A 21,545-nucleotide genomic window follows, 5' to 3' on the forward strand; every position below is an offset into this window, starting at 1 on the left:
TTTAACCCGCAGTAAAAATTCTTAGCAAAATAATGAAACTACCAAATCTTGAACTCCAAACAATAGATCGAATTATTGAAATGGCTTGGGAAGATAGAACCCCATTTGAAGCCATTGAGGCACAGTTTGGACTGGAAGAAAAACAGGTAATTGCCTTAATGCGTCAGCAAATGAAACCATCTAGTTTTCGGATGTGGCGAGAACGAGTAACTCAACGCAAAACTAAACATTTAAATAAACGAGAATTTGTTGCCGGCAGATTTAAATCACAAAATCAAAAATGATGAATATGAATAACGATGTTGTAATTTTTTTGCTCAGTGCTGGGGCGCTAATTATATATTTAATTTTCTCGGCCTTGACCGAGATGGGGACAAAGCTACCTTGGAAGAAGTGAGCGATCGCTCATCTTATCCCATAAACTGTAGACAATGCTGCTACTCAATTACATCCTCAACTGTAAAAACTTTGCCATCTACTGTTACTTGGTCGCTGGAAACTAATTTTCGTCCGCGACGGGTTTCGACTACCCCATTAACTTTCACATCACCATTAATAATCATTAGTTTGGCTTGTCCGCCAGTTGGGGCGATACCTAAAAACTTTAAAAACTGGTCGAGTTTAATCATCTGGCTACTTGTTGAATGTAGTTAGCACTGTACATCAACTTTATTTTATCGATGAGCTTAACGCTTGGTTGAAACAATTTTGATGAATATAGGAAATCTAGTTGTGTAGGTAGGGAGTAGGGAATGGGGAGTAGGGAGTAGTGAGTGTACTGATTTTTTTCATAAATCAAATATGAGTCCTATATGACACAAAATAATCTGAGTCAGTCCATAAGAGAAAACAGCAGCATCATCGGGTTTCATGCTCATATTTACTATGATCCCGAAACTCGTGATGTTGCTGCTCAAATCCGCGAAGAGTTAGGTACTAGATTTGAAGTTATCTTGGGACGTTGGCGGGATCAGCCAGTTGGGCCACATCCCAAATCTATGTATCAAGTCGCCTTTGCGCCAGATCAATTTCCCCAAGTTGTACCCTGGTTAATGTTGAACCGTAGGGGTTTAGATGTTCTCGTTCATCCTGAGACTGGTGATGATGTTACAGATCATACAGCCCATGCTTTATGGTTGGGAAATAAGCTGGAATTGAATATCCAAGTCCTGCAACGATTGAGATAATTAATGACGCTTGCGTGCTAAAGTTAGCCCATCTGCGATCGCAATCAAACTCAAGTCAATGCGATCGTCTTCAGCTAACTTGCTATTAAACTCACGAATAGCTGTGGTAGATGAGTCCTGTAGTTCTGGTTGCAGTACCCTTCCCGACCACAACACATTGTCAATCGCAATTAAACCACCAGGACGGACTAACTGTAACGCCAATTCGTAGTAACGATAATAATTTTCTTTGTCAGCATCAATAAAGGCAAAGTCAAAGGTTTCTGCTTGACCCTGTGCTAAAAGAGACTCTAAAGTTTCCGTCGCTGGCGCAAGTCGCAAGTCAATTTTATCTGCTACACCGACTTTTTCCCAATAACGCCGAGCCACAGATGTAAACTCTTCGCTCACATCACAGGCGATAATTTTGCCATCGGGTGGTAATGCTAACGCAACACTCAAAGAACTATAACCAGTAAAAACTCCTACTTCTAAAGTTTTTTTAGCACCAATTAATTTGAATAAGAACGCTAAAAACTGTCCTTGTTCCGGTGCAACCTGCATATTTGCACGGGGATGTTGAGCAGTTTCTTGTCGTAACTGTAAAAGTACTTCTGGTTCACGTAGAGAGACAGACAACAGATACTCATACAAATTTTGTGTCAGGTTCAGAGTTTTACCAGTAGACATATTTTTCTATCTTGTGTTTACTGCTGATTTGTGTAATTATTCTACCAAATAACTGTATATCGCTCGATTTAACGTAGTATTAATTGTATTTATATTATTAGTGAGGTACAGACAAAAATAATTACCCGCAGATAAATTAGGATCTCAGCAGATGAGGAGATAGTATAGCAGTCTTGTTTGATATGGGAACAAGGGAGACAAGGGAGACAAGGGAGAGAAACGCCAATTTATTGGATAAAAAATATGCAGTCATTGGAGACATTTAAGACGCATCGTCTGTTAGCTGAAAGGCTGCAATTTCAGCATTTACATGAATTAAATCGGATGCACCAAAACCAACAAGTGATGTCAACTTTAGGTGGTGTGCGTTCTGATGAAGAAACACGGCTATTTATTTTCAATAACTTGCATCATTGGCAGCGTTATGGATATGGTTTATGGATATTTAGAGATAAAGTCAATCATCAATTTGTCGGGCGGGCTGGTCTTCGTAATACTGAGATAGATGGAATTAATGAAGTTGAACTCGCCTATGCTCTGATGGCTAAATTTTGGGGACAAGGTTTAGCTACCGAAATGGGTGAGAAAATCTTGCAAATTGGTTTTGAAATCTTAAATTTACAAGAAGTTGTTTGCTTTACCCTAACCACAAATCAAGCTTCGCAAAGAGTGATGGAAAAGTTAGGTTTTAAGTATGAGCGGGAAATGATTTATGCTAATCTACCTCATTTATTTTATCGGTTAAAAGCTTGATAATTAAGCAAAAAATATAATATTATAAACTAAATTTACCACCTAAGTAAAATGCCTTTTAAAGAAAACTTTAATAATGCCAATGCCATAATTATCGGAGCTAGTCAAGGCATTGGGTTGGGTTTTGTTAAACAATTGATTCAAGATATAAGAGTTAACAAAATTTACGCCACATATCGGCAAGAAGAAACTGCTCAAGAATTACTAGATTTAACTGAGGAATATCCTGATAAATTAACTTCCCTACAGATGGATATTACTGATGAATCACAGATTGTTACAGTGGTCAAAAATATCAGCGCCCAAATCAATAAGCTGCACTTAGTAATTAACTGTGTTGGACTGTTACACGAAGGTGATTTACAACCAGAAAAAAGCTTAAAACATATTAATCCAGAAAATTTACTACGCTACTTTCAAATTAACAGTATTGGTGCGGTGTTATTAGCTAAACATTTACTACCTTTATTTCGTCATCCAGAACCCAGTGTGTTTGCTTCTATATCGGCAAAAGTGGGCAGCATTGGCGATAATCAACTAGGTGGATGGTATGGTTATCGTGCTTCTAAAGCGGCGCTGAATATGTTGATGCGAACAACTGCAATTGAGTATGGTAGAAGTTCTCCTCAAACTTTAGTTATCACTTTACATCCAGGAACAACCGATACACGTCTTTCTCGTCCATTTCAGCGCAATGTACCCCCAGAAAAATTATTTTCTGTAGAACGTACTGTAAGTCAATTATTAACTGTAATTGAAAAATTAGAACCAGGTGATAGCGGGCAATTTTTTTCTTGGGATGGGAGCAAGTTACCTTGGTAAAAATCTGAAGCTAGAGCTTAAATTGGGTGGATTGCTAAGTGCGATCGCCCATTAATTAATCATATAATATTTTAGTTTATAATTCGAGTATTTAAACATATTTTTCAGACATTATTCCTGAATTAAAAGCAGCTAAAACTATTTAATATAACTGTTGTGGCTGATAGTTAATTCAGTCTTTAGTTCAATATGATTACAGAGTGCGATCGCCTAAAATTTTCAGCAACACCTAGGGTGTATCTCCACTTAATATAAGACATAATATTCTACCAAAGAGGATACAAAACCATATCAAGTTTTTAGGACTTTATTGCTGTAGTAAAGTCCAAATTTATGTGCTAAAAAAATATGTGAGTAAATCTTGAGCAACTGCTGAAATATTTTACCTATATTGCCACCTAAAATCATATATTGGGTTTGCTCATGTTTAACCAACTATTACATAAGCAGCAATATTATTATCTATTGCTGTTCACATTGTTATTTATATCTCATTTAATCCCTGAAAAAGTAGAAGCTAAAACTATACCAATTCAAGGTTTAATCAATTCTCAGCCTACAGATAACCAAACTTTCGCTAATTATAAGTCTGGGAATAACATTAGATGTAATTCTATAAATACATGCACCGCACAAAATATAATTTCAGAACCGATTCAAGTTTTTCCGAATATTAATGATGCAAATATTCCAAACTTCTTTAATCCAATTCTCAACCCAGATTTTTATAATAATGAACCAGACACTACCAAGCCAACTAATCTAAATGAGCCACAACAAAATTTTGTTGACACCAAAAAAAAGTTACAACTATTAATACTCAATGCTCTGACTAACAGTGCAACGAGATATCCTTGGATAATTGACCCCAGATATAACTTAAATTTCGCTACATCCACATTTAACCCTTTTAAAAATGCCAATTACATTGATTTTTCGATTAAGTTTTCTGCAAAAGATCCCATAGTTGAGCGATTCAATTTTGCACACTTTCAGCCAGCAGAGCAATTTTACTGGGTATTACCTAATAATCGAATTGTTGTAGAAACTCAGGGTTGGCAAAGTGGGATTTCATATCAAGGAGAAACTACAGACTTTCAACGTATTCAAATTGTACGCTTAACGCAGAGGCTATGGGGAATGCAAGCTGTTTCTTCCATCCCGCCAGACTTTCAAGAACTAGTAGGAGGAACTAGCTTCAATCAATTTTCTATTCAATCAATTGCTGCTGAATTAATTAATCCAATAGGTATTCCTGCACCGTCTGTTCAAATTAATAGTCCACTGACAGCCAATAGTTCACAAATAAATTCGATAGTTCCTAATATTTCTAGCTTGAGTACTAATCGTCCTCCTTTAATTTTACAATCTTTCCCTACGAATAACTTACAACCATTATTAGGAGATGTTAGCCTACATAGAGGTGAAATAGTTCCTCAAAATAATTTAAAACAAGCTGGTTTTATTTGGGGAAATCCTTTAACTAGTGAATTAACAAGATTTCAAGCCCAAACTACTTCGATACCAGGAATCAAACAAGGGAGTCGAGAACAATTTGATAACTCTGATTTGTTTGATATTTTGCTAAATCCTGATATTAGCAATCAGCAACGTAATTTATCTTACTTAAATTCGCTATTTTGGGTGACTTTAGGTCAACAACAAACTTTACTAAGAACTAGAGATAAAACAGAAAATCAAAATTGGCAGAGATTTTATTTCAGTCGTCCCCATAATCGGACTTTATTACAATACGATTCATTAGTTAACAAAGCAACTTACACTAATATTTATAGTAATCCTGGTGTTTCTCTGTCTTTTTCTCTTGATCAAATAGATGTAGATCAAATCCAAACTGCTAATACTTCTCTGGGAATGCTATTGGGAGGAGTTTTTGAATTTATTCATCCTCCTGAAATAGCCAACAGTTTAGAAGAAGCTAAAACGCGATTGTCTCGACAAGAAAATTTTGCACCTATTAACTCAAAAGCTACGCCAGAACAAAGAAGAAAAATTAATCAACTTCTCAACAGAACATTGTTTTTAGGTAATCGAACAAGTAGTTTAGAGCAAATTTCTGGAAGTTATACTTTTCCCGGTAAAATCACACCAACTAGTTCTAGCATTTTTCAAATTCGCGCAGGAAATTATCGTCGGGCTGTGCAGTTTATTCGTGGCGAACGTACTTGGAGAGAAGGTAAAACTTATATTTCTAAAATAGATGTTTCCAATCGCAGTTTTGGACGTTTAAGTTCTGTAAATGTGCCAATTCCTGCAAAACAAATACCGATAAGTACCAATAATCGCTCGTCAGCTTTACAAGTAGCTTTAATTAGTCCTAATGGTGAGAGTTTTGTTCAGAACTATAATTCATCTGATACTACAACAGTTCCAGTAAATATTCGTTCATTTGATTTAGCATTTGATAATATTGAACTCAGCCAAAATGGACGACTAATTACCCATATACAAACGTTTAATGGTTATTTATCTTTACCTGCGATCGAAACTTTATGGGCTGGGGCTGCTGGTAATTGGAACTATAGCATTAATTCTGGGATTTGGTTGAATTTAAATTCTAGTAATGCTTTTAATATTACCAATGAACTTGGAAATTCCGAGCCAACGTTAGGTTTCTATACTAATGGCTTATTAAACTATATTGATACTCATATAGAATTAAATGCTGCTGGGCAAACTCAAGCTATTACTAGCCATATTCCTGCATTACGGTTTCATTGGAATAGTGGCAGCAATTATCAAAATCCTGCTTATATTAATTTGAGTTATTCTTTGATTCGCCAAGATAAAGATAGAAATAACTATTCATTGACTACGGGAATTATATTTTATGATGCAACTCGTCGTCTAAGACAATCAGGATTTTTTCAAGGTGCATGGGAATTTAGTACAGGAGTAGAGTTGAAAACTACGGTAGAAATCAGTGAAAATTTTTTCTACACTCTAGAAGGCACGCAAAAGATAAATGATAATTGGTATTTGGGTACTTATTTGCAAAACTTTAGAGATATTAGCCGTGGTATTAGAAGCAGAGTTAATGATTTTTCTTATGGGTTATTAATTAAGCGTGATATTCCGAGTAATGGTATGTTTTGGGAATCTCGCTTAGGTATGAGTGGAAATACATTTGAGGCGCGTTTTGAGGGAGGATTTCGGTTTTAAGTAAAGTAGATAATTTATTTTTTAAGGCAATCTCAATGCAACAAACTGCTAACATTTCAATTATTATTCCTACTTTCAACGAAGCCGATAATATTTCAGGCGCGATCGCCAGCACTCAATCTGGTAAAAATATAGAAGTGATTGTCGTCGATGGTGGCTCGTCTGATGACACAATCAAAATTACTCAGTCTTTGGGTGCGAAAGTGATTTCCTCACCGCCTGGACGCGCAAAGCAAATGAATGCAGGTGCGGCGGTGGCTAGTGGTGATGTGTTGCTATTTCTTCATGCAGATACTCGTTTACCTGTTGGCTTTGATATTTTGATTTGCACAGCTTTACAACAACCGGGAGTAGTGGCTGGTGCATTTGATTTGCAGATTGATCACCCAGCTTTTGGGTTAAGGTTGGTGGAGTTGGGTGTAAAATTGCGATCGCGTTTTTTCCAAATGCCCTACGGTGATCAAGCAATTTTTTTAACTCCAGAAATCTTCCAAAAAATTGGCAATTTTCCTGAACTCCCTATCATGGAAGACTTTGAATTAATCCGTCGGTTAAATTCTACAGGACGCATTGTAATTATCAATACGCCAGTAGTAACTTCAGCGCGGAGATGGTTGCAAAAGGGAATTGTGAAAACTACCTTACTCAATCAAATTATTGTGCTTGCTTATTTGTTTGGCGTGTCACCAGCCCGCATTCGTAGTTGGTATCGTCGGGAAAAATTTAAGCAGAATTAAGCTATTTCTTATTTAAATGGAGTATTTTAGTTAAAAGAGAGATACCAGCACAAATAATTTAGGATGAAAAAATTATGGTGACACAACCACAGCCTAAATTCCAAGGTAAGCTTAAATTTATTTTATTAGTGATACTTGTCGCCGCCTTGGTTATTACTGCTAGGTTTCTTAATTTTTCAGTATTTTTTACTAATTTAGTTACCTATGTCAACAGCCTGGGAATTTGGGGCGTTGTTGCATATATAGGTATTTATAACTTAGCGACATTATTATTTATTCCTGGTTCAGTTTTAACTTTAAAAGCTGGCTGTTTATTTGGTGTATTTTGGGGTTCTGTATATGTATTAATTGCAGCCATTATTGGGGCAGTTTTAGCCTTTATGATTGGGCGTTATTTTTCTAGAAATTGGGTATCCAAGCAAATTGAGCAACACCCTAAATTAAAAGCCATTGATGTCGCAGTAGCCAAAGAAGGATGGAAAATTGTCTTGCTAACAAGATTATGTCCTTTATTTCCCTTTAACTTATTAAATTACTTTTTTGGTGTCACGCAAGTTTCCCTTAAAGATTATATATTAGGTTCTTTTGGGATTCTGCCAGGGACAGTTATGTATGTCTATATGGGGACATTAGCGGGCAATTTAGCTATGACTAATATGTCCAGTCAAACACTTACACCCGAAGCCAAAACTTATCAATTGATTATGCAGATAATTGGCTTAATTGCAACTGTGGCTGTAACTATTTATATTACCAAAATTGCCCAAAAAGCTTTATCGCAGAGTATGGCAGTTACAGAAACAGTTCAAGAAAAGAATCAATAATATTTTAGACTAATGCCAGAAGTCCAGAATTTGTAAATAAATATATTTTGATTTAATAAAATGAAAAACAAATTTTTAGTAAATAATTATCATTGGCCGAGCTTGGTTAAAGCTTACCAATTACTTATATTAGCTGTAATGACTGTGGCGATCGCCATTTTATTTCATCCAGAATCAGCCATTGCCCAAACAGCAGTACAAAGTAATACATTGAATCCCCAAACCCTGTTACGTGATGCTTTACAATGGATTGATAGTCAAGGAACAGTAGGTGCGATCGCGTTTATTGGACTGTATATTATTGCCACTGTGGCTTTCTTACCTGGGTCAATTCTTACCTTGGGCGCAGGCGTTGTGTTTGGTGTTGTTTGGGGTTCTTTATATGTATTTATTGGTGCAACTTTAGGTGCGACAGCAGCATTTTTAGTAGGACGTTATTTAGCGAGAAATTGGGTTGCAAATAAAATTTCCAATCATCAAAACTTTAGCGCCATTGACCGCGCCGTTAGTCGAGAAGGATTAAAAATTGTTTTATTAACTCGACTTTCGCCTATATTTCCCTTCAACTTATTAAACTATGCCTTTGGTGTTACAGGAGTTTCCCTAAAAGATTATTTTATTGGTTCAATCGGGATGATTCCTGGCACAATTATGTATGTTTATATTGGTTCCTTAGCCGGGAATTTGGCATTAATTGGTACTGAAGGTCAACCGAGTAATTCTACCGTACAATGGGCAATTCGGATCATCGGTTTGATCGCCACAGTTGCAGTTACTGTTTATGTTACCCGCATTGCCCGGAAAGCTTTAGCAGAAGAAGTAAAAATAAACGATGAAGCACCTAGCCCCGACGAATGGAATTCGCGGCTATAAAAACGTAGACGCGCAAGCGGCTTCGTTTGGTGCAAGATGTAGAATATACAAATTTATTCATATTGATTTGGTATTACATTTCACACTTCATACTTCATACTTCACACTTCAAACTATGTCTAATTCAGAATTATCAAGAGTTATCGTTCGTCCAGTAGATGAATACAATCAAAAATTAGTTTCTTATGTACATCCGCCAGATTGGGTAAATCCACAGCCTGCCGATTGTTATGATTTAGTAGTTATTGGTGCGGGAACAGCCGGCTTAGTTGTTGCTGCGGGTGCAGCAGGTTTAGATTTAGGTTTAAAAGTCGCATTAATTGAAAAGCATCTCATGGGGGGAGATTGCTTGAATGTGGGTTGTGTACCATCAAAATCTATTATTCGTTCTGCGCGGGTAATTGGTGAAATTTGGCACGCCAAAAATTTAGGAATTAATATTCCTAAACAACAAGTAGAAGTTGATTTTTCCGCAGTCATGGAACGGATGCGCCGTATCAGGTCGGGAATTAGTCATCATGACTCCGCAGCACGTTTTAAAAATTTAGGTGTTGATGTTTTCTTGGGGAATGGTTGTTTTACTAGCAACAATACTGTAGAAGTCGGTGGCAAAATTTTGCAATTTAAAAAAGCGGTAATTGCGACTGGTGCTAGGGCTGTAAAACCGTCAATTCCGGGAATTGAAAATGTTGGTTATTTAACTAATGAAACAGTTTTTTCTTTGATTCAGTGTCCAGATAAATTAGCTGTGATTGGAGGCGGGCCAATTGGTTGTGAATTAGCCCAAACTTTTCAGCGTTTGGGTTGTGAAGTGACGTTGTTACATCGCGGTTCGCATCTGTTAAATAAAGAAGATGCAGACGCAGCCGAAATTGTTCAAAATGTGTTAATTCAAGAAGGCATTCGTGTAGTATTAAATTGCCAATTAGAAGAAGTGGTTGCTGTTACTGAAGGTAAGCGACTTTACTTTTCTAGTAACGGTTATCGAGATTCCGTCACCGTAGATGAAATCTTAGTAGGTGCGGGACGTGCGCCCAATGTGGAAGGTTTAAACTTAGAAGCTGTGGGAGTAAAATACGACACTCATCACGGTATACAAGTCAATGATTATCTACAAACAACCAACCCAAAAATTTATGCGGCTGGCGATATTTGTATGAATTGGAAATTTACCCATGCGGCGGATGCAGCAGCCAGAATTGTGATTAAAAATACGCTGTTTTCTCCCTTTGGGTTAGGGCGTTCTAAACTCAGTAGTTTAATTATGCCTTGGGTAACATACACATCCCCAGAAATTGCCCATGTAGGAATGTATGAACATGAAGCAAAAAAACAAGGTATTGAGGTAGCAACAATTAAAATTCCTTTTAGTAGTGTAGACCGTGCGATCGCCGATGGTGAAGAAGCCGGATTTCTCAAAATTCTCCACAAAAAAGGTTCTGATCAAATTCTCGGTGCTACCATTGTTGCCAGCCATGCAGGTGAGATGATTTCGGAAGTCACCACCGCAATTGTGAATAAAATTGGTTTGAGTAAATTAAGCAGCGTTATTCATCCCTACCCCACCCAAGCCGAAGCCATTAAAAAAGCCGCCGATGCTTACCGTCGCACTCTCTTGACTGCGAATACCAAACGCATTCTCGGATTTTTGACTAAGTTTTCATAACGGTTCAATGTGCTGGAAAATCGAAAATCTGAGCATCATTCATTGTTAATCTGGCGATGGTTGGGTGCAAAGGCATGAACAATGAAAACAGTTTGAGCTATGATAATTCCCATTGCTGTACTTCCAAGAGCAACTCTAGCTTGAAATCTATCAAGCTCATCAAGCTTTTGTGTCTCAATTCTAATTGCGTTACTGAGACGGAATTTCCAAAAAGCTGCTTCTCCATAAAAAAGAAAGCTCATCGGTAAACTAACAGCATAACCAAGAATAGTAAATGCTAAGGCTGTGGGAATGGTAAGCTTTAAGTTTTGCCAGAGTAAGGAGCGCATAGCGAAAAAATTATGTTTGAAAATATCTTTAAATATGTAGCCATATTTATCAGTATAGTACTCAAAAATAAAAGCGATCGCCTGTTGTGTTGGTGGTGCGATCGCCTTTAAAATCAATCTATAACAATCCTCAATGATGGACAAACACCTCTCCCTTGTCCTCCTTACCTCTATTGTTCACCTATCAAATAGGATGATTAATTTCTACTAGTCGGACGTTGAATAATTGTTTCCACAACTCGCCGTTTAGCTTTTGGGTCAATTCCTACCAAGCGGACATACTCACCGCTATATTCAGTAAGATGGGATTCTAAAGTTGAAATCGCATCAGATTCCGCATCGATGTGAATTGTCCCGCAACTTTGCCAAGCACCTGTACGAAAGCGCCGTTCATCAACATGTTCAAAAGTAACTTTTAAACCTTGAGACAAAATTTGCCGAATTTGTTCTTGTGTTTCTAGTGATACATGCGTATTTAATGTTGATTGTTGACGAGATCCATTTGTTGACGGCTGAGGAGTTGGTGTTTCCACCACAGATGATGCTGGTTGATAATTTCTTCTACCTCGATTCAAGCGATTATATTCATCCACCAACTGCGAATTTTCCACCCGTTTTTGTTCACCAACCATAAAATTACCAGACTCAATTAAGTGAGATAAAGTAAAATCTGGCTTTTTAAATTCTGGCGGCCCTTCCACACTATTTACCACACGTAAAGATATACGTTCATAACCAATTTGATGAATAAAGTTGCGGATTTGCTCATCATAAATTCGAGAACGCAACGCACTAAAAAAGTCAATTGATTGATTAGGAAAAGTATCAACTAACTGTTCAATATCCCGCTTAGAGAGTCCATCTGGTGCAAAAATTCCGCCAACAATTCCAATTTTGTCATCCCGGTCAGGTTCCCAATAAAACTTTTCCATCCGTCCGTCTCTAATTAACGGCGCATACAACGTGGAAAAATCATTACCTGTAACAATAATTGGTACACGCCGGATGGGATTTGCATCATAGCTTCCTGGTAACTGCACATCTGTGGGATTATCTGCAATATTCATCAGTGTGGCATTTACCAACTGTGTGTTTACAGTATATTGAGTTCCTTCATCAAAGCGGCCTGCACCTGCATCTAAATCGTTAATCATCAGCACGCACATTTTACCGCGCACTTTAATCAGTTCTGCTGTTTCTCGATAGCGTAGCCGAATCAACCGCGCCGGGTCTCCCGCATCGGGACTTTCTAATTCGCCGCCAGAAATGAGTGTCACTTCCACACCCATTTTTTCAAAAGCTAATTCACACTGAAAGGTTTTTCCTTCACCTTTACGTCCATGAATGCCTAAAATCAAAGGAACTCTCACACCAGGAAGATTTAAGAAGTTCTTAGTGATGTGAACAGCAATTTTATCCAAAAATCGAGGAGCAATATAATAACTCATGAATATCCCTGGTGAAGACTGATTCAATAATGCTAAGTTTTTTTGGTAACGAATGTTTATTAATCTTGCGGTAGAATTTCAGCATCGCTACCACAAACGCTTGACCGGATAAGTATCAAAAATTGTATCAGCACTTAATATAGGTAGATTTTCTACTATTGCCTGAGCAATTAACATTCTGTCAAAAGGGTCACGATGGTGTAATGGCAGTTGGGAAACAGTTAAAATATGCTCAATTTCGATATTAATTATTTGAATACAATTCATAATGATTTGCTGATCAACAAACTCAGCAAAGCTTAAATTAAAATTTAGCTTGCCAATGCTGTGTTTGATTGCCATTTCCCAAATGCTGGCAATACTAAGAAAATTATCATTGTTTTCTATTTGCGATCGCAGACTATTACTAAATCTTGAACTACCCAGAATAAACCAGATAAAAGTATGAGTATCTAAAAGTTGCTGCACTACATATACTCCTGAAATTCTTCTAATGGTTCGTCAAAGTCATCAGATATTGTCACTATTCCCTTAGCACTACCAAATTTGGGACGGCGTTTCACTGGCAATATAGGAATTAATTTCACAGCCTGCTGATTATCTTTTGTAATGATAATTTCTTCACCATCAAGCGCCGCGTCAATCAATTCTGATAAGTGTTGAGATGCTTCAGCTAAATTAATTTGCTGCATAAATACCTGTGGGGACTTAGGGTTTGGGAGTGAATTTGATTATTTTATATTCACAAATTATATAGCTTAAATTTGAATGAAAAATTTAAGATTTATTAGCTAATTCTTGTACAAATAGTTGATGTTCTTGTGAGTTCAAACCTCTTTGCAGTACTGCTAACACTTGGGTCATTTCTCCAGTTAACAGCGCAGTTACATCCAACCATAAACCAGGAAAGACATAACTTTTGATAATCCCATCTATATCAGATGTTAATGATTTATATTCACCATTCTCTAAAATAAACCAATCAAATTGATTCTCAAAAACCTGCCAAACAATATATTCTTTTACATCATTGCGTCGATATACGCGCTTTTTATCATACAAGTCATTAGCAGCACTACTCGCAGCAACTTCGGCAATTAATTCTGGTGCGCCTTCTATATAATCATCTTCACTAATACTTGCTTGTCCACCCAGTTGTTCATCAATCAACAGCACAACATCCGGCTGTAGTTCATTATCTAAATCTAAGCGGACTGTGGAATTATCACCCAACTCCACGCCAGGGGTAGCAACTTTGTAAGTTCCTAGCCAAATTATCAAGTTTCCGTGGGGTTTTCCATGACTTTTAAAACGTAAGGGTGAGGCCACGTATACAACTCCTTCAATTAGTTCTGCTTTTTTAGTATGAGGCATGGCATAATAACGACGTTCAAATTCTTGGCGAGTTAGGCGATCGCCACTTTCTAAAGGTGGTATTTTAATATCTGATGCTGTCATAGTCAGATTCCTCGTAGGAGTTTTACTGCATCTAGTATAAGCAATTCTTAATTACAAAAAATTAACCAAGAATCCCAATTAGTAACAAAATGATTCGCCCAAAAAGCAAATTCTTACTTCTGACAGTGGTTGATTATTCATTTTTTGTATTACCATATAAGTTTGATTAGTGATTTTTTAATTCGCCATAAATATTATAAATTAATTTAATAATTTAATATAGTTATTCAAACTATGATCATTTCATAGACCTAGTAATCTAAAATTACTTGGATTTTGATAATAATTAATATGAGACTATGAAACTTTCTATCTAGCAGAATACGGAATTTTGACTGGCAAACTTGCACATTATTCTCATCATCCATATATCAATTCTAAACTTATGCTAAAAAAAGTAGTGATTGTTGGCGCTGGCCCAAGTGGACTTTTATTAGCTCAGTATTTGTTACGTCGTGGTGATAATTATCAAGTAGAGATTTATGAGCGTCGCAGTGATCCTAGAATTGTAGCTTTTTCTAAATCCAGGACTTATCCTATCTCTCTCAACGAGAGAGGTATGTATGCTTTAAGACAAATTGAGGGATTAGAAGCAGCAGTCAAAGATATAAGTTTAGTTATGAATGGCACGATTTTTCATCAAAGGAATGGGAAAACTAGATATAGTCCGCGACAAAATCCTTTATTCACCCTTGATAGAACAAATTTAGCGATCGCAATTTTAGAAGACTTAACTAATAAGTATCATCATCGCTTAAATATTCACTTTGACTGTCAATGTCAGCAAGTTGATTTTGCGACTAAAACTTTAACAGTTATCAATAAATCTGAAGTATCGGAAGAAGTTTTTACTGTTCATTATGATTTTTTAGTTGGTGCTGATGGAGCCTATTCGGCGGTTAGAGAAAGTTTGAAGTTGACCGCAAATTTTTCCTGTGAACAAAAATATATTCCCACAGATTATAAATCGTTTTTCTTACCTAATCTTGATGCTAACTCCAAGATTAATTTAGCCGCAGATAAAATCCATTCTTGGATGCTGAAAGATGGCACAGTTGTGTTCTTACTCCATCAATTAGGCAAAACTATGAGTGGAATTATTCACTTTCCTCGTCAGCAAAATCAAGTAGCTAATCTTGCCACCCAGCAAGAAGTATTAAACTTTTTTCAAGCAAATTTTCCAGACATTGGTCAATTAATGCCAGCATCAGAGGCGGAAGCTTTTGGTAATAAACAACCATCAACAGTGTTAACAGTTCGCTGTCAAAGTTACCATTATGGTGATAGTGTATTGCTAATAGGTGATGCGGCTCACGCTGTATCTCCATCCATTGGTCAAGGTTGCAATGCTGCTCTGGAAGATGTATTGATATTTGACCAGCTTTTAGATGAATATTCTGATAATATCCCACAGGCGATCGCACAATTTACTGTGCGCCGTCAGCCCGATGGTTATGCTTTAGTAGAACTGGGAAATAACGCGTTTCCTTTATCCCAGGGTTTATTTATTGAGTATCTGATTAGAGACATTTCAGCCAAAATTCTCCACAAATTATTCCCCAAAAATTTTGCCCAGCCGCTATTTTATTTAATCTCAGAAACTACTGTTCCTTATGCAGAGATTTTGAATCTATATCAAGGTTGGATTGCTAAAGTCAAGAAATCCAATGAAAAATTCCAGGACTTACCCAATAACTCCCTCAACCTCTTATAACTTTGCGTCCTACCCTGCGGGAAAGCGTCTCCTTTTGGGAGAAGACTCGCTAATGGGTTCAGCCGTAAGGGAGTCGGGGAGTGACGTACTCCACACACTCCCCTTCGGGTGAGTGTGGGCTTCTCAACGACTCCTCTATGAGGACATTAATTGAGCTTTAAGGGCGTGCGTCCCACGCGCCTTTATGTTTATAGCCGCATTCAAATCCCTGCAAATACTTGTGTGACAAACAGGGCAATTGTGCATTCTTTGAGATAGCGGTTTTTTAACTTTGTGACCACAGTTAGAACATTCCTGACTAGTACCGTTTGGTTTAACAGCTATTACTTTCAACCCAGCATTTTCGGCTTTGGTGGAAAGTATTGTTATAAACTGACCCCAACCAGCATCATTAATACTTTTAGCCAGTCTTGTTTTAACCAGTCCTTTGATATTTAACTTTTCAACAGCTACAATATCATACTTATCAAGCAGCGATTTAGCTGTTTTAAAGTGAAAATCTCTGCGAGTATCAGCAACTTTTTTATGCTGTTTACCCAGTTTTTGAATAGCTTTCTTGCGTCTATTAGAGCCTTTTTTCCGCCTAGATACTCTACGCTGTGCTGACTTTAATCTACGTTCAGCTTTGCGTAAATGTTTGGGTGCGGCAATTCTAGAACCGTCGGAAGCTACATAAAAATCAATTAAACCTACATCAATTCCGACAATATTGTCTCTATTGAAATCAGGTTTAACAGTTGGCACTGCTTTGTCATCAAGGCTTAAGGTGACATAATAGCCATCTGCTTTCTTGCTAAGAGATACAGTTTTAATATCAAACCCATCAGGTATCTGGCGATGAACAATTACCTTAATTTCCCCAATCTTTGACAGCGTGATTTTGTTGTTAACAAAATGATGGCGTTTAAATTGGGTATAAGTGAAAGTTTTATATTGCCCTTTACCTTTAAATCTAGGTCTACCAGATTTCTTGCCGTTAACGTCACCTTTTAACCATCTATCAAAAGCTAGTTCAACCTTTTTGGGAACTTCTTGCAATACTTGAGAATGAATATCCTTGTACCAAGGTCTATCAACTTTCAGTTGTACCAAAGACGCTTTTTGATTGTAGTAGTTGGGCTGTTCCTTTAATTCTGGTAAGTGACAAATTAATGGGCATCTATCAATGGAACAGCGATTCATTTCATACCAGTCAAACCTTTGAGCAAGCAAATAATTGTACTGGCAACGTAACATTTCCAGCGTTTTATCAATTTTTTCTGCTTGCTCTTTAGTAGGTTTGATTTTGTATTGGCATGAGGTTTTCATCACTTTATCCTTGTTTTTCGACCTGGAAACAGTATAGCATAAAGTGTATCCACCGTGTAACCAAAATGAAAAATAAACAATTACGATTAAGAATGTCAGAGCGCAGATTCAATAAGCTCAAACAATATGCAGAGTACGCAGACAAAACAATGACTCAAGTGATAGATGAGCTGATCGATACGTTGCCAAGCATAAAAAATGGCGACTCCTCACCGACCAACTCCCCTGTCAATCCTGCGGATTGAATTAGTTGTTGGTCAATTCGTCGCCGCCCAAAAATTCATCCCACACTGCCCTTTGGGTCAGATGTGGGGCTTCTTTTTGTTTAAGCTAAAAGCAGAAATTTGCTAAAGTCCCTTGCTTCCCTGGGTTCAATGTGTGATACTCTTAATCCAAGATAAAGTACGGTAAATCGATAAAGTTACCGAGTTAAAAAGGATAGGATTCATGCAGCTACTCTGGTTCATCCCTACCCACGGCGATGGGCGCTACTTAGGAACAGCAACAGGCGGTAGAACTGTTAGCTTTCAATATTTTCGGCAAATTGCACAGGCAGTGGATGACCTGGGTTACACAGGGGCTTTATTACCTACGGGTAGGTCTTGCGAAGATGCCTGGGTTGTGGCATCAACTCTAGTATCATTAACTCAACGGATGCGTTTTTTGGTGGCGATACGTCCGGGTTTGATGTCGCCAACGTTAGCCGCGAGGATGGCGGCGACGTTTGACCGCCTGTCTGGGGGGAGGTTGTTGATTAATGTCGTGACGGGTGGTGATCCGGTGGAGGCGGCCGGAGATGGCTTGCATTTGGATCACGATGAGCGTTATGAATTAACAGATGAATTTTTGACGGTATGGCGATCGCTTGTTAGTAGCGAAACAGTTGACCTCAAAGGTGAGTATCTAGATATTCAAGGCGGCAAAATTGTGTTTCCGCCTGTACAGCAACCCTATCCGCCGTTATGGTTTGGTGGTTCCTCGGCCATTGCTCAAAAAATCGCCGCCAAGCACGTAGATGTTTATTTAACTTGGGGTGAACCACCAGCGCAAGTTGCTGAGAAAATTGCCGCAGTTCGCAGACTTGCAGAGATTGAAGGTAGAACTTTGCGGTTTGGCATTCGGCTGCACGTTATTGTGCGGGAAACTGAAACTGAAGCTTGGGACGCAGCGAATCAATTGATTCGCTATGTGGATGATGAAGCGATCGCCAAAGCCCAAAAAGTTTATGCGCGGATGGATTCGGAAGGACAACGCCGCATGAGTCAGCTACACAAAGGTAGCCGCGAAACACTCGAAATTAGTCCAAATTTGTGGGCGGGTGTGGGTTTAGTGCGCGGTGGGGCAGGTACAGCACTGGTAGGTGATCCCGATACAGTCGCCGCCAGAATGCAGGAATATGCAGACTTGGGAATTGAAACCTTTATTCTTTCTGGCTATCCCCATTTAGAAGAAGCTTATCGCGTTGCAGAATTATTATTCCCCCGTTTGCCGTTAGAAAACTTGCCCAAAGTTGAAGAACAACACATCATCAGTCCCTTTGGCGAGATTGTTGCTAATGAAGAATTTCTGAAGCAGCAGCCTCAGCACAAAGCTGCGTCCATATCCTAAAAAGTCAAGGAATGGGAGATTAGCCGCTATGTTACATCAACAAATTGACGAACAAATTGCCCAAAAAGAAGCTTGGTCATTGCGGCGACAGTTAGGCATACCCAACAATAAACGCTTGTGGGTACTAGCCTGCATGGACGAACGTTTACCAGTAGAAAAAGCTTTAGGAATTGGCGAAGGCGATGCACATATTTTTCGTAACGCTGGCGGGTTAGTTACAGATGATGCTATTCGGTCAGCGATGTTAACCACACAGTTTTTTAACACCAAAGAAATTATTGTGATTAACCATACCGAGTGCGGCATGATGAGTGCTTCTGGAGACTTTCTGAGTGAAGTGTTACGCAGCCGAGGGATTGATGTAGATGCAGTTGCAGTTGATCCCGCCTTACCAGAGTTGAAACTACCCAAAGGTGTGTTTTCCAAATGGATTAAAACCTTTACCGATGTGGACGAAATCTGCAAACAGCAGGTGGAATTGTTACGTCAATCTCCGTTGATTCCCGATTATGTGGTGATTCATGGCTACATCTGGGAAGTTGAGACTATGAGTTTACGCCGCCCCTACGAACGTTTAAGTGAGAAGGTCAACACAGCCGAGGCTATGCAGACCAAGACAAAATCACCGTGAATTAATTGTATAAATTAGGAGTGTATTTACATGACTCGGATTTTAGCGATCGCTGGTAGTCCTTCCCATCCTTCCAGAACCTACGGAATTTTGGAATATGCTGCCAAACTATTAGAAAAAGAAGGTCTACACATAGATATTATTTCTGTGCGCGATTTACCTGCGGAAGATTTAGTCTTTGGCAAGTATGACAGCCCCGCCTTAGAACAACCCAAAGCTTTATTAGCCCAAGCCGACGGCGTAATTATTGCCACCCCAATCTACAAAGCTGCTTATACAGGCATACTCAAAGCATTTTTAGACTTACTCCCGCAAAAATCATTGACTGGCAAAGTCGTGTTACCCTTAGCAACTGGCGGCACAATTGCCCATTTGTTAGCCATTGAATATGCCCTGAAACCCATCTTAGGCGAGTTAGGCGCACGGCATATTCTCGCCACCGTGTATGCAGTTGACAAACAAATTCAAAAGCAACCTGATGATAGCGTCCTGCTAGATGAGGAACTGGAACAACGGCTAAAAGACGTGCTACAAGAGTTCGCCAAGGCTGTGAAATTCTCCGCGATTGAATCTCCACAACTAGCACACGCTAACTAATACACAAGTTTATACCTCCGCTTACTTGCTACAGATGGGTAAATTTTATCCATCTGTTTACTTTTGACTTTTGATTTTTTACTTTTGACTTCTCCGGCTTTGCCGGAGTGCCTCTTGCTATAACTTTAAAATTACCCGTGCCAAATTGAAATAAATCAAGACCCCTAAGACATCAACGGCTGTGGTGATAAATGGTGCAGACATCAAAGCCGGGTCTAAACGTAACATCCGAAATAAAAATGGCAGTGTGGAACCAGAAACCGAAGCTAAAACCGAAATCGCCACTAAACTAGTACCGACGGCGATCGCAACTTCAATTCTGCCTTGTAAAAAATATGCCCAAATTGTAGCGATAATCCCCAGCATACCACCCAAGAGTAAACCAGCGATCGCTTCTCTGCCAATTACTTGCCATGTGCCGAGTGAGCGAATTTCTTCAGTATTCATCCCCCGAATTACTACTGTCGAAGATTGAGCGCCAACGTTACCGCCTGTTCCTGTTAATAACGGAATAAATGCTGTTAGCGTAACTACTTTGGTTAAAATATCTTCTTGGGATTTAATAATTGTGCCTGTAACAGTATTAGTAATTAATAAAACAAATAACCATACGACTCGTTTACGAGCAACTTCCATCAAGTTCATCTGGAAATAATTATCGCCACTCGACTGTACACCACCACCTAACGCATAAATATCTTTGGTGGTTTCTTCTTGTAAAATATCAATTACATCATCAACCGTAACAATACCAACTAAAAGCTGTTGTTTGTCTACTACAGGTACAGCTAAAAAGTCATATCTTTGGATAACTCTTGCTACTTCTTCTTGGTCTGTATCTGTGCGAACAAATATCACATCACGGGTCATAATTTCCCCAATGATTTGTTCTGGTTGAGATGTTACCAAATCTCGCAAAGATACAATCCCTGTCAAGCGTCTTTCTGCATCTGTGACGTAGAGATAGTAAATTATTTCGCTGGCATTAGCTAAACGACGAATCCGCTCTAGAGCCTGAGTAACTGTAATATTTTCCTTGAGAGAAATAAACTCTAAAGTCATAATTCGTCCGGCTGTATTAGGTTCATAACCTAACAGCAAAGCCGTAGCTTGACGTTCTACCGGACTTAATTGTTCTAGTAAACGGTTGACAACTTTGGCAGGTAATTCATCAAATAATCTTGCTCTGTCATCCGAAGACATTTGATCGACAATATCACGAACTTCTTGACTTTTTAATTCTTCAATTAATCGTTCTTGTACACTATAGTCAAGATACTCGTAAACTGCGATCGCTTCATCTTTAGAAAGTAAACGAAAAGCTAAAGCGTGCATCGCTTCCGGTAAACCTTCAATTGCTTCAGCAATATCCGCAGGTTGTACGGGTACAAGAATTGATTTTGCCGCTTGTAAATCTGCTGCTTCTAACAGCATTTGCAGTTGAGTTCTGACTAAATCTCGCAATTCTCTACGGGACACATCCTGGAACGGAGAATTTAAGTTGTTTGTCTCAGTCAATTTCCACTTTCCTCAGCCAGTTTTAATAAGGTTGCTGCCCCTAGTCTATGAGACAATGCCGGAAGATGAAACCTTAAACGATGTATTCTTTTTTACCTTAGCTTAACTTTTCTTGAATTTCTCCTGTTAACGTAGCAAATAGACTGTTAATTAATACTCAAAACTTAGTCAAGAAGAAGATAGTGTAAGGGTGTGGGAGGATGGTGGAGAAATCTTTCCT

At 38.4% G+C, this 21,545-nt stretch carries 23 protein-coding genes; 14 read left to right on the forward strand and 9 right to left on the reverse strand.

The annotated features are described in order from the left end of the window. The first annotated feature begins 32 nt into the window (after window positions 1-32). Window positions 33-284, forward strand: a complete 252-nt coding sequence (locus tag H6G79_RS11855) for a TIGR03643 family protein (protein WP_062290197.1) — start codon at window positions 33-35, stop codon at window positions 282-284. A 153-nt stretch (window positions 285-437) separates the two neighbouring features. On the opposite strand, the gene H6G79_RS11860 is transcribed toward H6G79_RS11855, so the two are convergent. Further along, the gene (locus H6G79_RS11860; protein ID WP_190588819.1) at window positions 438-629 is read right to left on the reverse strand and encodes an RNA-binding S4 domain-containing protein; all 192 of its coding nucleotides are present in this window, start codon (window positions 627-629) and stop codon (window positions 438-440) included. A 183-nt stretch (window positions 630-812) separates the two neighbouring features. Here H6G79_RS11860 and H6G79_RS11865 point away from each other — a divergent pair, with 183 nt between their 5' ends. Next, window positions 813-1,187, forward strand: coding sequence for a DOPA 4,5-dioxygenase family protein (locus H6G79_RS11865; RefSeq protein WP_190588821.1), 375 nt, complete (start codon window positions 813-815; stop codon window positions 1,185-1,187). Here H6G79_RS11865 and H6G79_RS11870 read toward each other — a convergent pair whose 3' ends face one another. Next, a complete protein-coding gene (locus H6G79_RS11870; protein ID WP_190588822.1) occupies window positions 1,188-1,856 on the reverse strand; it encodes a class I SAM-dependent methyltransferase in 669 nt (222 codons plus the stop codon). Between the two features lie 243 nt (window positions 1,857-2,099). On the opposite strand from H6G79_RS11870, the gene H6G79_RS11875 reads away from it, so the two are divergent. The 7 genes from H6G79_RS11875 (at window position 2,100) to H6G79_RS11905 (ending at window position 10,714) form a co-directional block, all read left to right on the forward strand. Continuing rightward, window positions 2,100-2,609: a GNAT family N-acetyltransferase gene (locus H6G79_RS11875; protein WP_190588823.1), complete on the forward strand. Its 510-nt coding sequence runs from the start codon at window positions 2,100-2,102 to the stop codon at window positions 2,607-2,609. Between the two features lie 51 nt (window positions 2,610-2,660). Then, window positions 2,661-3,431, forward strand: a complete 771-nt coding sequence (locus H6G79_RS11880; protein WP_190588825.1) for an SDR family NAD(P)-dependent oxidoreductase — start codon at window positions 2,661-2,663, stop codon at window positions 3,429-3,431. 423 nt (window positions 3,432-3,854) lie between these two features. Continuing rightward, on the forward strand, window positions 3,855-6,614 hold the full coding sequence (locus H6G79_RS11885) for a hypothetical protein (RefSeq protein WP_190588826.1): 2,760 nt from the start codon (window positions 3,855-3,857) through the stop codon (window positions 6,612-6,614). A gap of 35 nt (window positions 6,615-6,649) precedes the next feature. Continuing rightward, complete coding sequence (locus tag H6G79_RS11890) at window positions 6,650-7,351, forward strand: TIGR04283 family arsenosugar biosynthesis glycosyltransferase (RefSeq protein ID WP_190588827.1); 702 nt, start codon at window positions 6,650-6,652, stop codon at window positions 7,349-7,351. Window positions 7,352-7,425: 74 nt separating this feature from the next. Next, on the forward strand, window positions 7,426-8,175 hold the full coding sequence (locus H6G79_RS11895) for a TVP38/TMEM64 family protein (protein WP_190588828.1): 750 nt from the start codon (window positions 7,426-7,428) through the stop codon (window positions 8,173-8,175). A gap of 138 nt (window positions 8,176-8,313) precedes the next feature. After that, a complete protein-coding gene (locus H6G79_RS11900) occupies window positions 8,314-9,048 on the forward strand; it encodes a TVP38/TMEM64 family protein (protein ID WP_242048295.1) in 735 nt (244 codons plus the stop codon). Window positions 9,049-9,163: 115 nt separating this feature from the next. After that, window positions 9,164-10,714, forward strand: coding sequence for a mercuric reductase (locus H6G79_RS11905; RefSeq protein ID WP_190588830.1), 1,551 nt, complete (start codon window positions 9,164-9,166; stop codon window positions 10,712-10,714). Between the two features lie 35 nt (window positions 10,715-10,749). Here H6G79_RS11905 and H6G79_RS11910 read toward each other — a convergent pair whose 3' ends face one another. The 5 genes from H6G79_RS11910 to H6G79_RS11930 form a co-directional block, all read right to left on the reverse strand. Beyond that, window positions 10,750-11,187 (reverse strand): hypothetical protein, encoded by a 438-nt coding sequence (locus H6G79_RS11910; protein ID WP_190588831.1) that lies wholly within the window; start codon window positions 11,185-11,187, stop codon window positions 10,750-10,752. Window positions 11,188-11,240: 53 nt separating this feature from the next. Then, entirely contained in the window at window positions 11,241-12,491 is a 1,251-nt protein-coding gene (locus tag H6G79_RS11915) for a ribulose bisphosphate carboxylase small subunit (protein ID WP_190588832.1), read from the reverse strand. Window positions 12,492-12,578: 87 nt separating this feature from the next. Next, window positions 12,579-12,959, reverse strand: coding sequence for a PIN domain-containing protein (locus H6G79_RS11920; protein ID WP_190588833.1), 381 nt, complete (start codon window positions 12,957-12,959; stop codon window positions 12,579-12,581). After that, window positions 12,959-13,183: a type II toxin-antitoxin system Phd/YefM family antitoxin gene (locus H6G79_RS11925; RefSeq protein ID WP_190588834.1), complete on the reverse strand. Its 225-nt coding sequence runs from the start codon at window positions 13,181-13,183 to the stop codon at window positions 12,959-12,961. The genes H6G79_RS11920 and H6G79_RS11925 overlap by 1 nt, the downstream gene beginning before the upstream one ends. A gap of 85 nt (window positions 13,184-13,268) precedes the next feature. After that, window positions 13,269-13,949 (reverse strand): Uma2 family endonuclease, encoded by a 681-nt coding sequence (locus tag H6G79_RS11930; protein ID WP_190588835.1) that lies wholly within the window; start codon window positions 13,947-13,949, stop codon window positions 13,269-13,271. Between the two features lie 385 nt (window positions 13,950-14,334). Here H6G79_RS11930 and H6G79_RS11935 point away from each other — a divergent pair, with 385 nt between their 5' ends. Further along, on the forward strand, window positions 14,335-15,663 hold the full coding sequence (locus tag H6G79_RS11935) for an NAD(P)/FAD-dependent oxidoreductase (protein WP_190588836.1): 1,329 nt from the start codon (window positions 14,335-14,337) through the stop codon (window positions 15,661-15,663). A 135-nt stretch (window positions 15,664-15,798) separates the two neighbouring features. On the opposite strand, the gene H6G79_RS11940 is transcribed toward H6G79_RS11935, so the two are convergent. After that, entirely contained in the window at window positions 15,799-16,971 is a 1,173-nt protein-coding gene (locus tag H6G79_RS11940; RefSeq protein ID WP_190588837.1) for an RNA-guided endonuclease TnpB family protein, read from the reverse strand. A gap of 198 nt (window positions 16,972-17,169) precedes the next feature. On the opposite strand from H6G79_RS11940, the gene H6G79_RS11945 reads away from it, so the two are divergent. From H6G79_RS11945 to ssuE, 4 genes are all read left to right on the forward strand, one after another. Beyond that, window positions 17,170-17,322: a hypothetical protein gene (locus H6G79_RS11945; protein ID WP_190588838.1), complete on the forward strand. Its 153-nt coding sequence runs from the start codon at window positions 17,170-17,172 to the stop codon at window positions 17,320-17,322. A 96-nt stretch (window positions 17,323-17,418) separates the two neighbouring features. Continuing rightward, entirely contained in the window at window positions 17,419-18,579 is a 1,161-nt protein-coding gene (gene ssuD, locus H6G79_RS11950) for an FMNH2-dependent alkanesulfonate monooxygenase (RefSeq protein ID WP_190588839.1), read from the forward strand. 28 nt (window positions 18,580-18,607) lie between these two features. Continuing rightward, window positions 18,608-19,210, forward strand: a complete 603-nt coding sequence (locus tag H6G79_RS11955) for a carbonic anhydrase (protein WP_190588840.1) — start codon at window positions 18,608-18,610, stop codon at window positions 19,208-19,210. Between the two features lie 30 nt (window positions 19,211-19,240). Continuing rightward, window positions 19,241-19,807 (forward strand): NADPH-dependent FMN reductase, encoded by a 567-nt coding sequence (gene ssuE, locus H6G79_RS11960; RefSeq protein WP_190588843.1) that lies wholly within the window; start codon window positions 19,241-19,243, stop codon window positions 19,805-19,807. Window positions 19,808-19,924: 117 nt separating this feature from the next. On the opposite strand, the gene mgtE is transcribed toward ssuE, so the two are convergent. Further along, complete coding sequence (mgtE, locus tag H6G79_RS11965) at window positions 19,925-21,325, reverse strand: magnesium transporter (RefSeq protein WP_190588845.1); 1,401 nt, start codon at window positions 21,323-21,325, stop codon at window positions 19,925-19,927. Window positions 21,326-21,545 lie beyond the last annotated feature (220 nt).

The organism is Anabaena sp. FACHB-83 (assembly GCF_014697485.1).
Taxonomy (GTDB): Bacteria; Cyanobacteriota; Cyanobacteriia; order Cyanobacteriales; family Nostocaceae; genus Nostoc_B.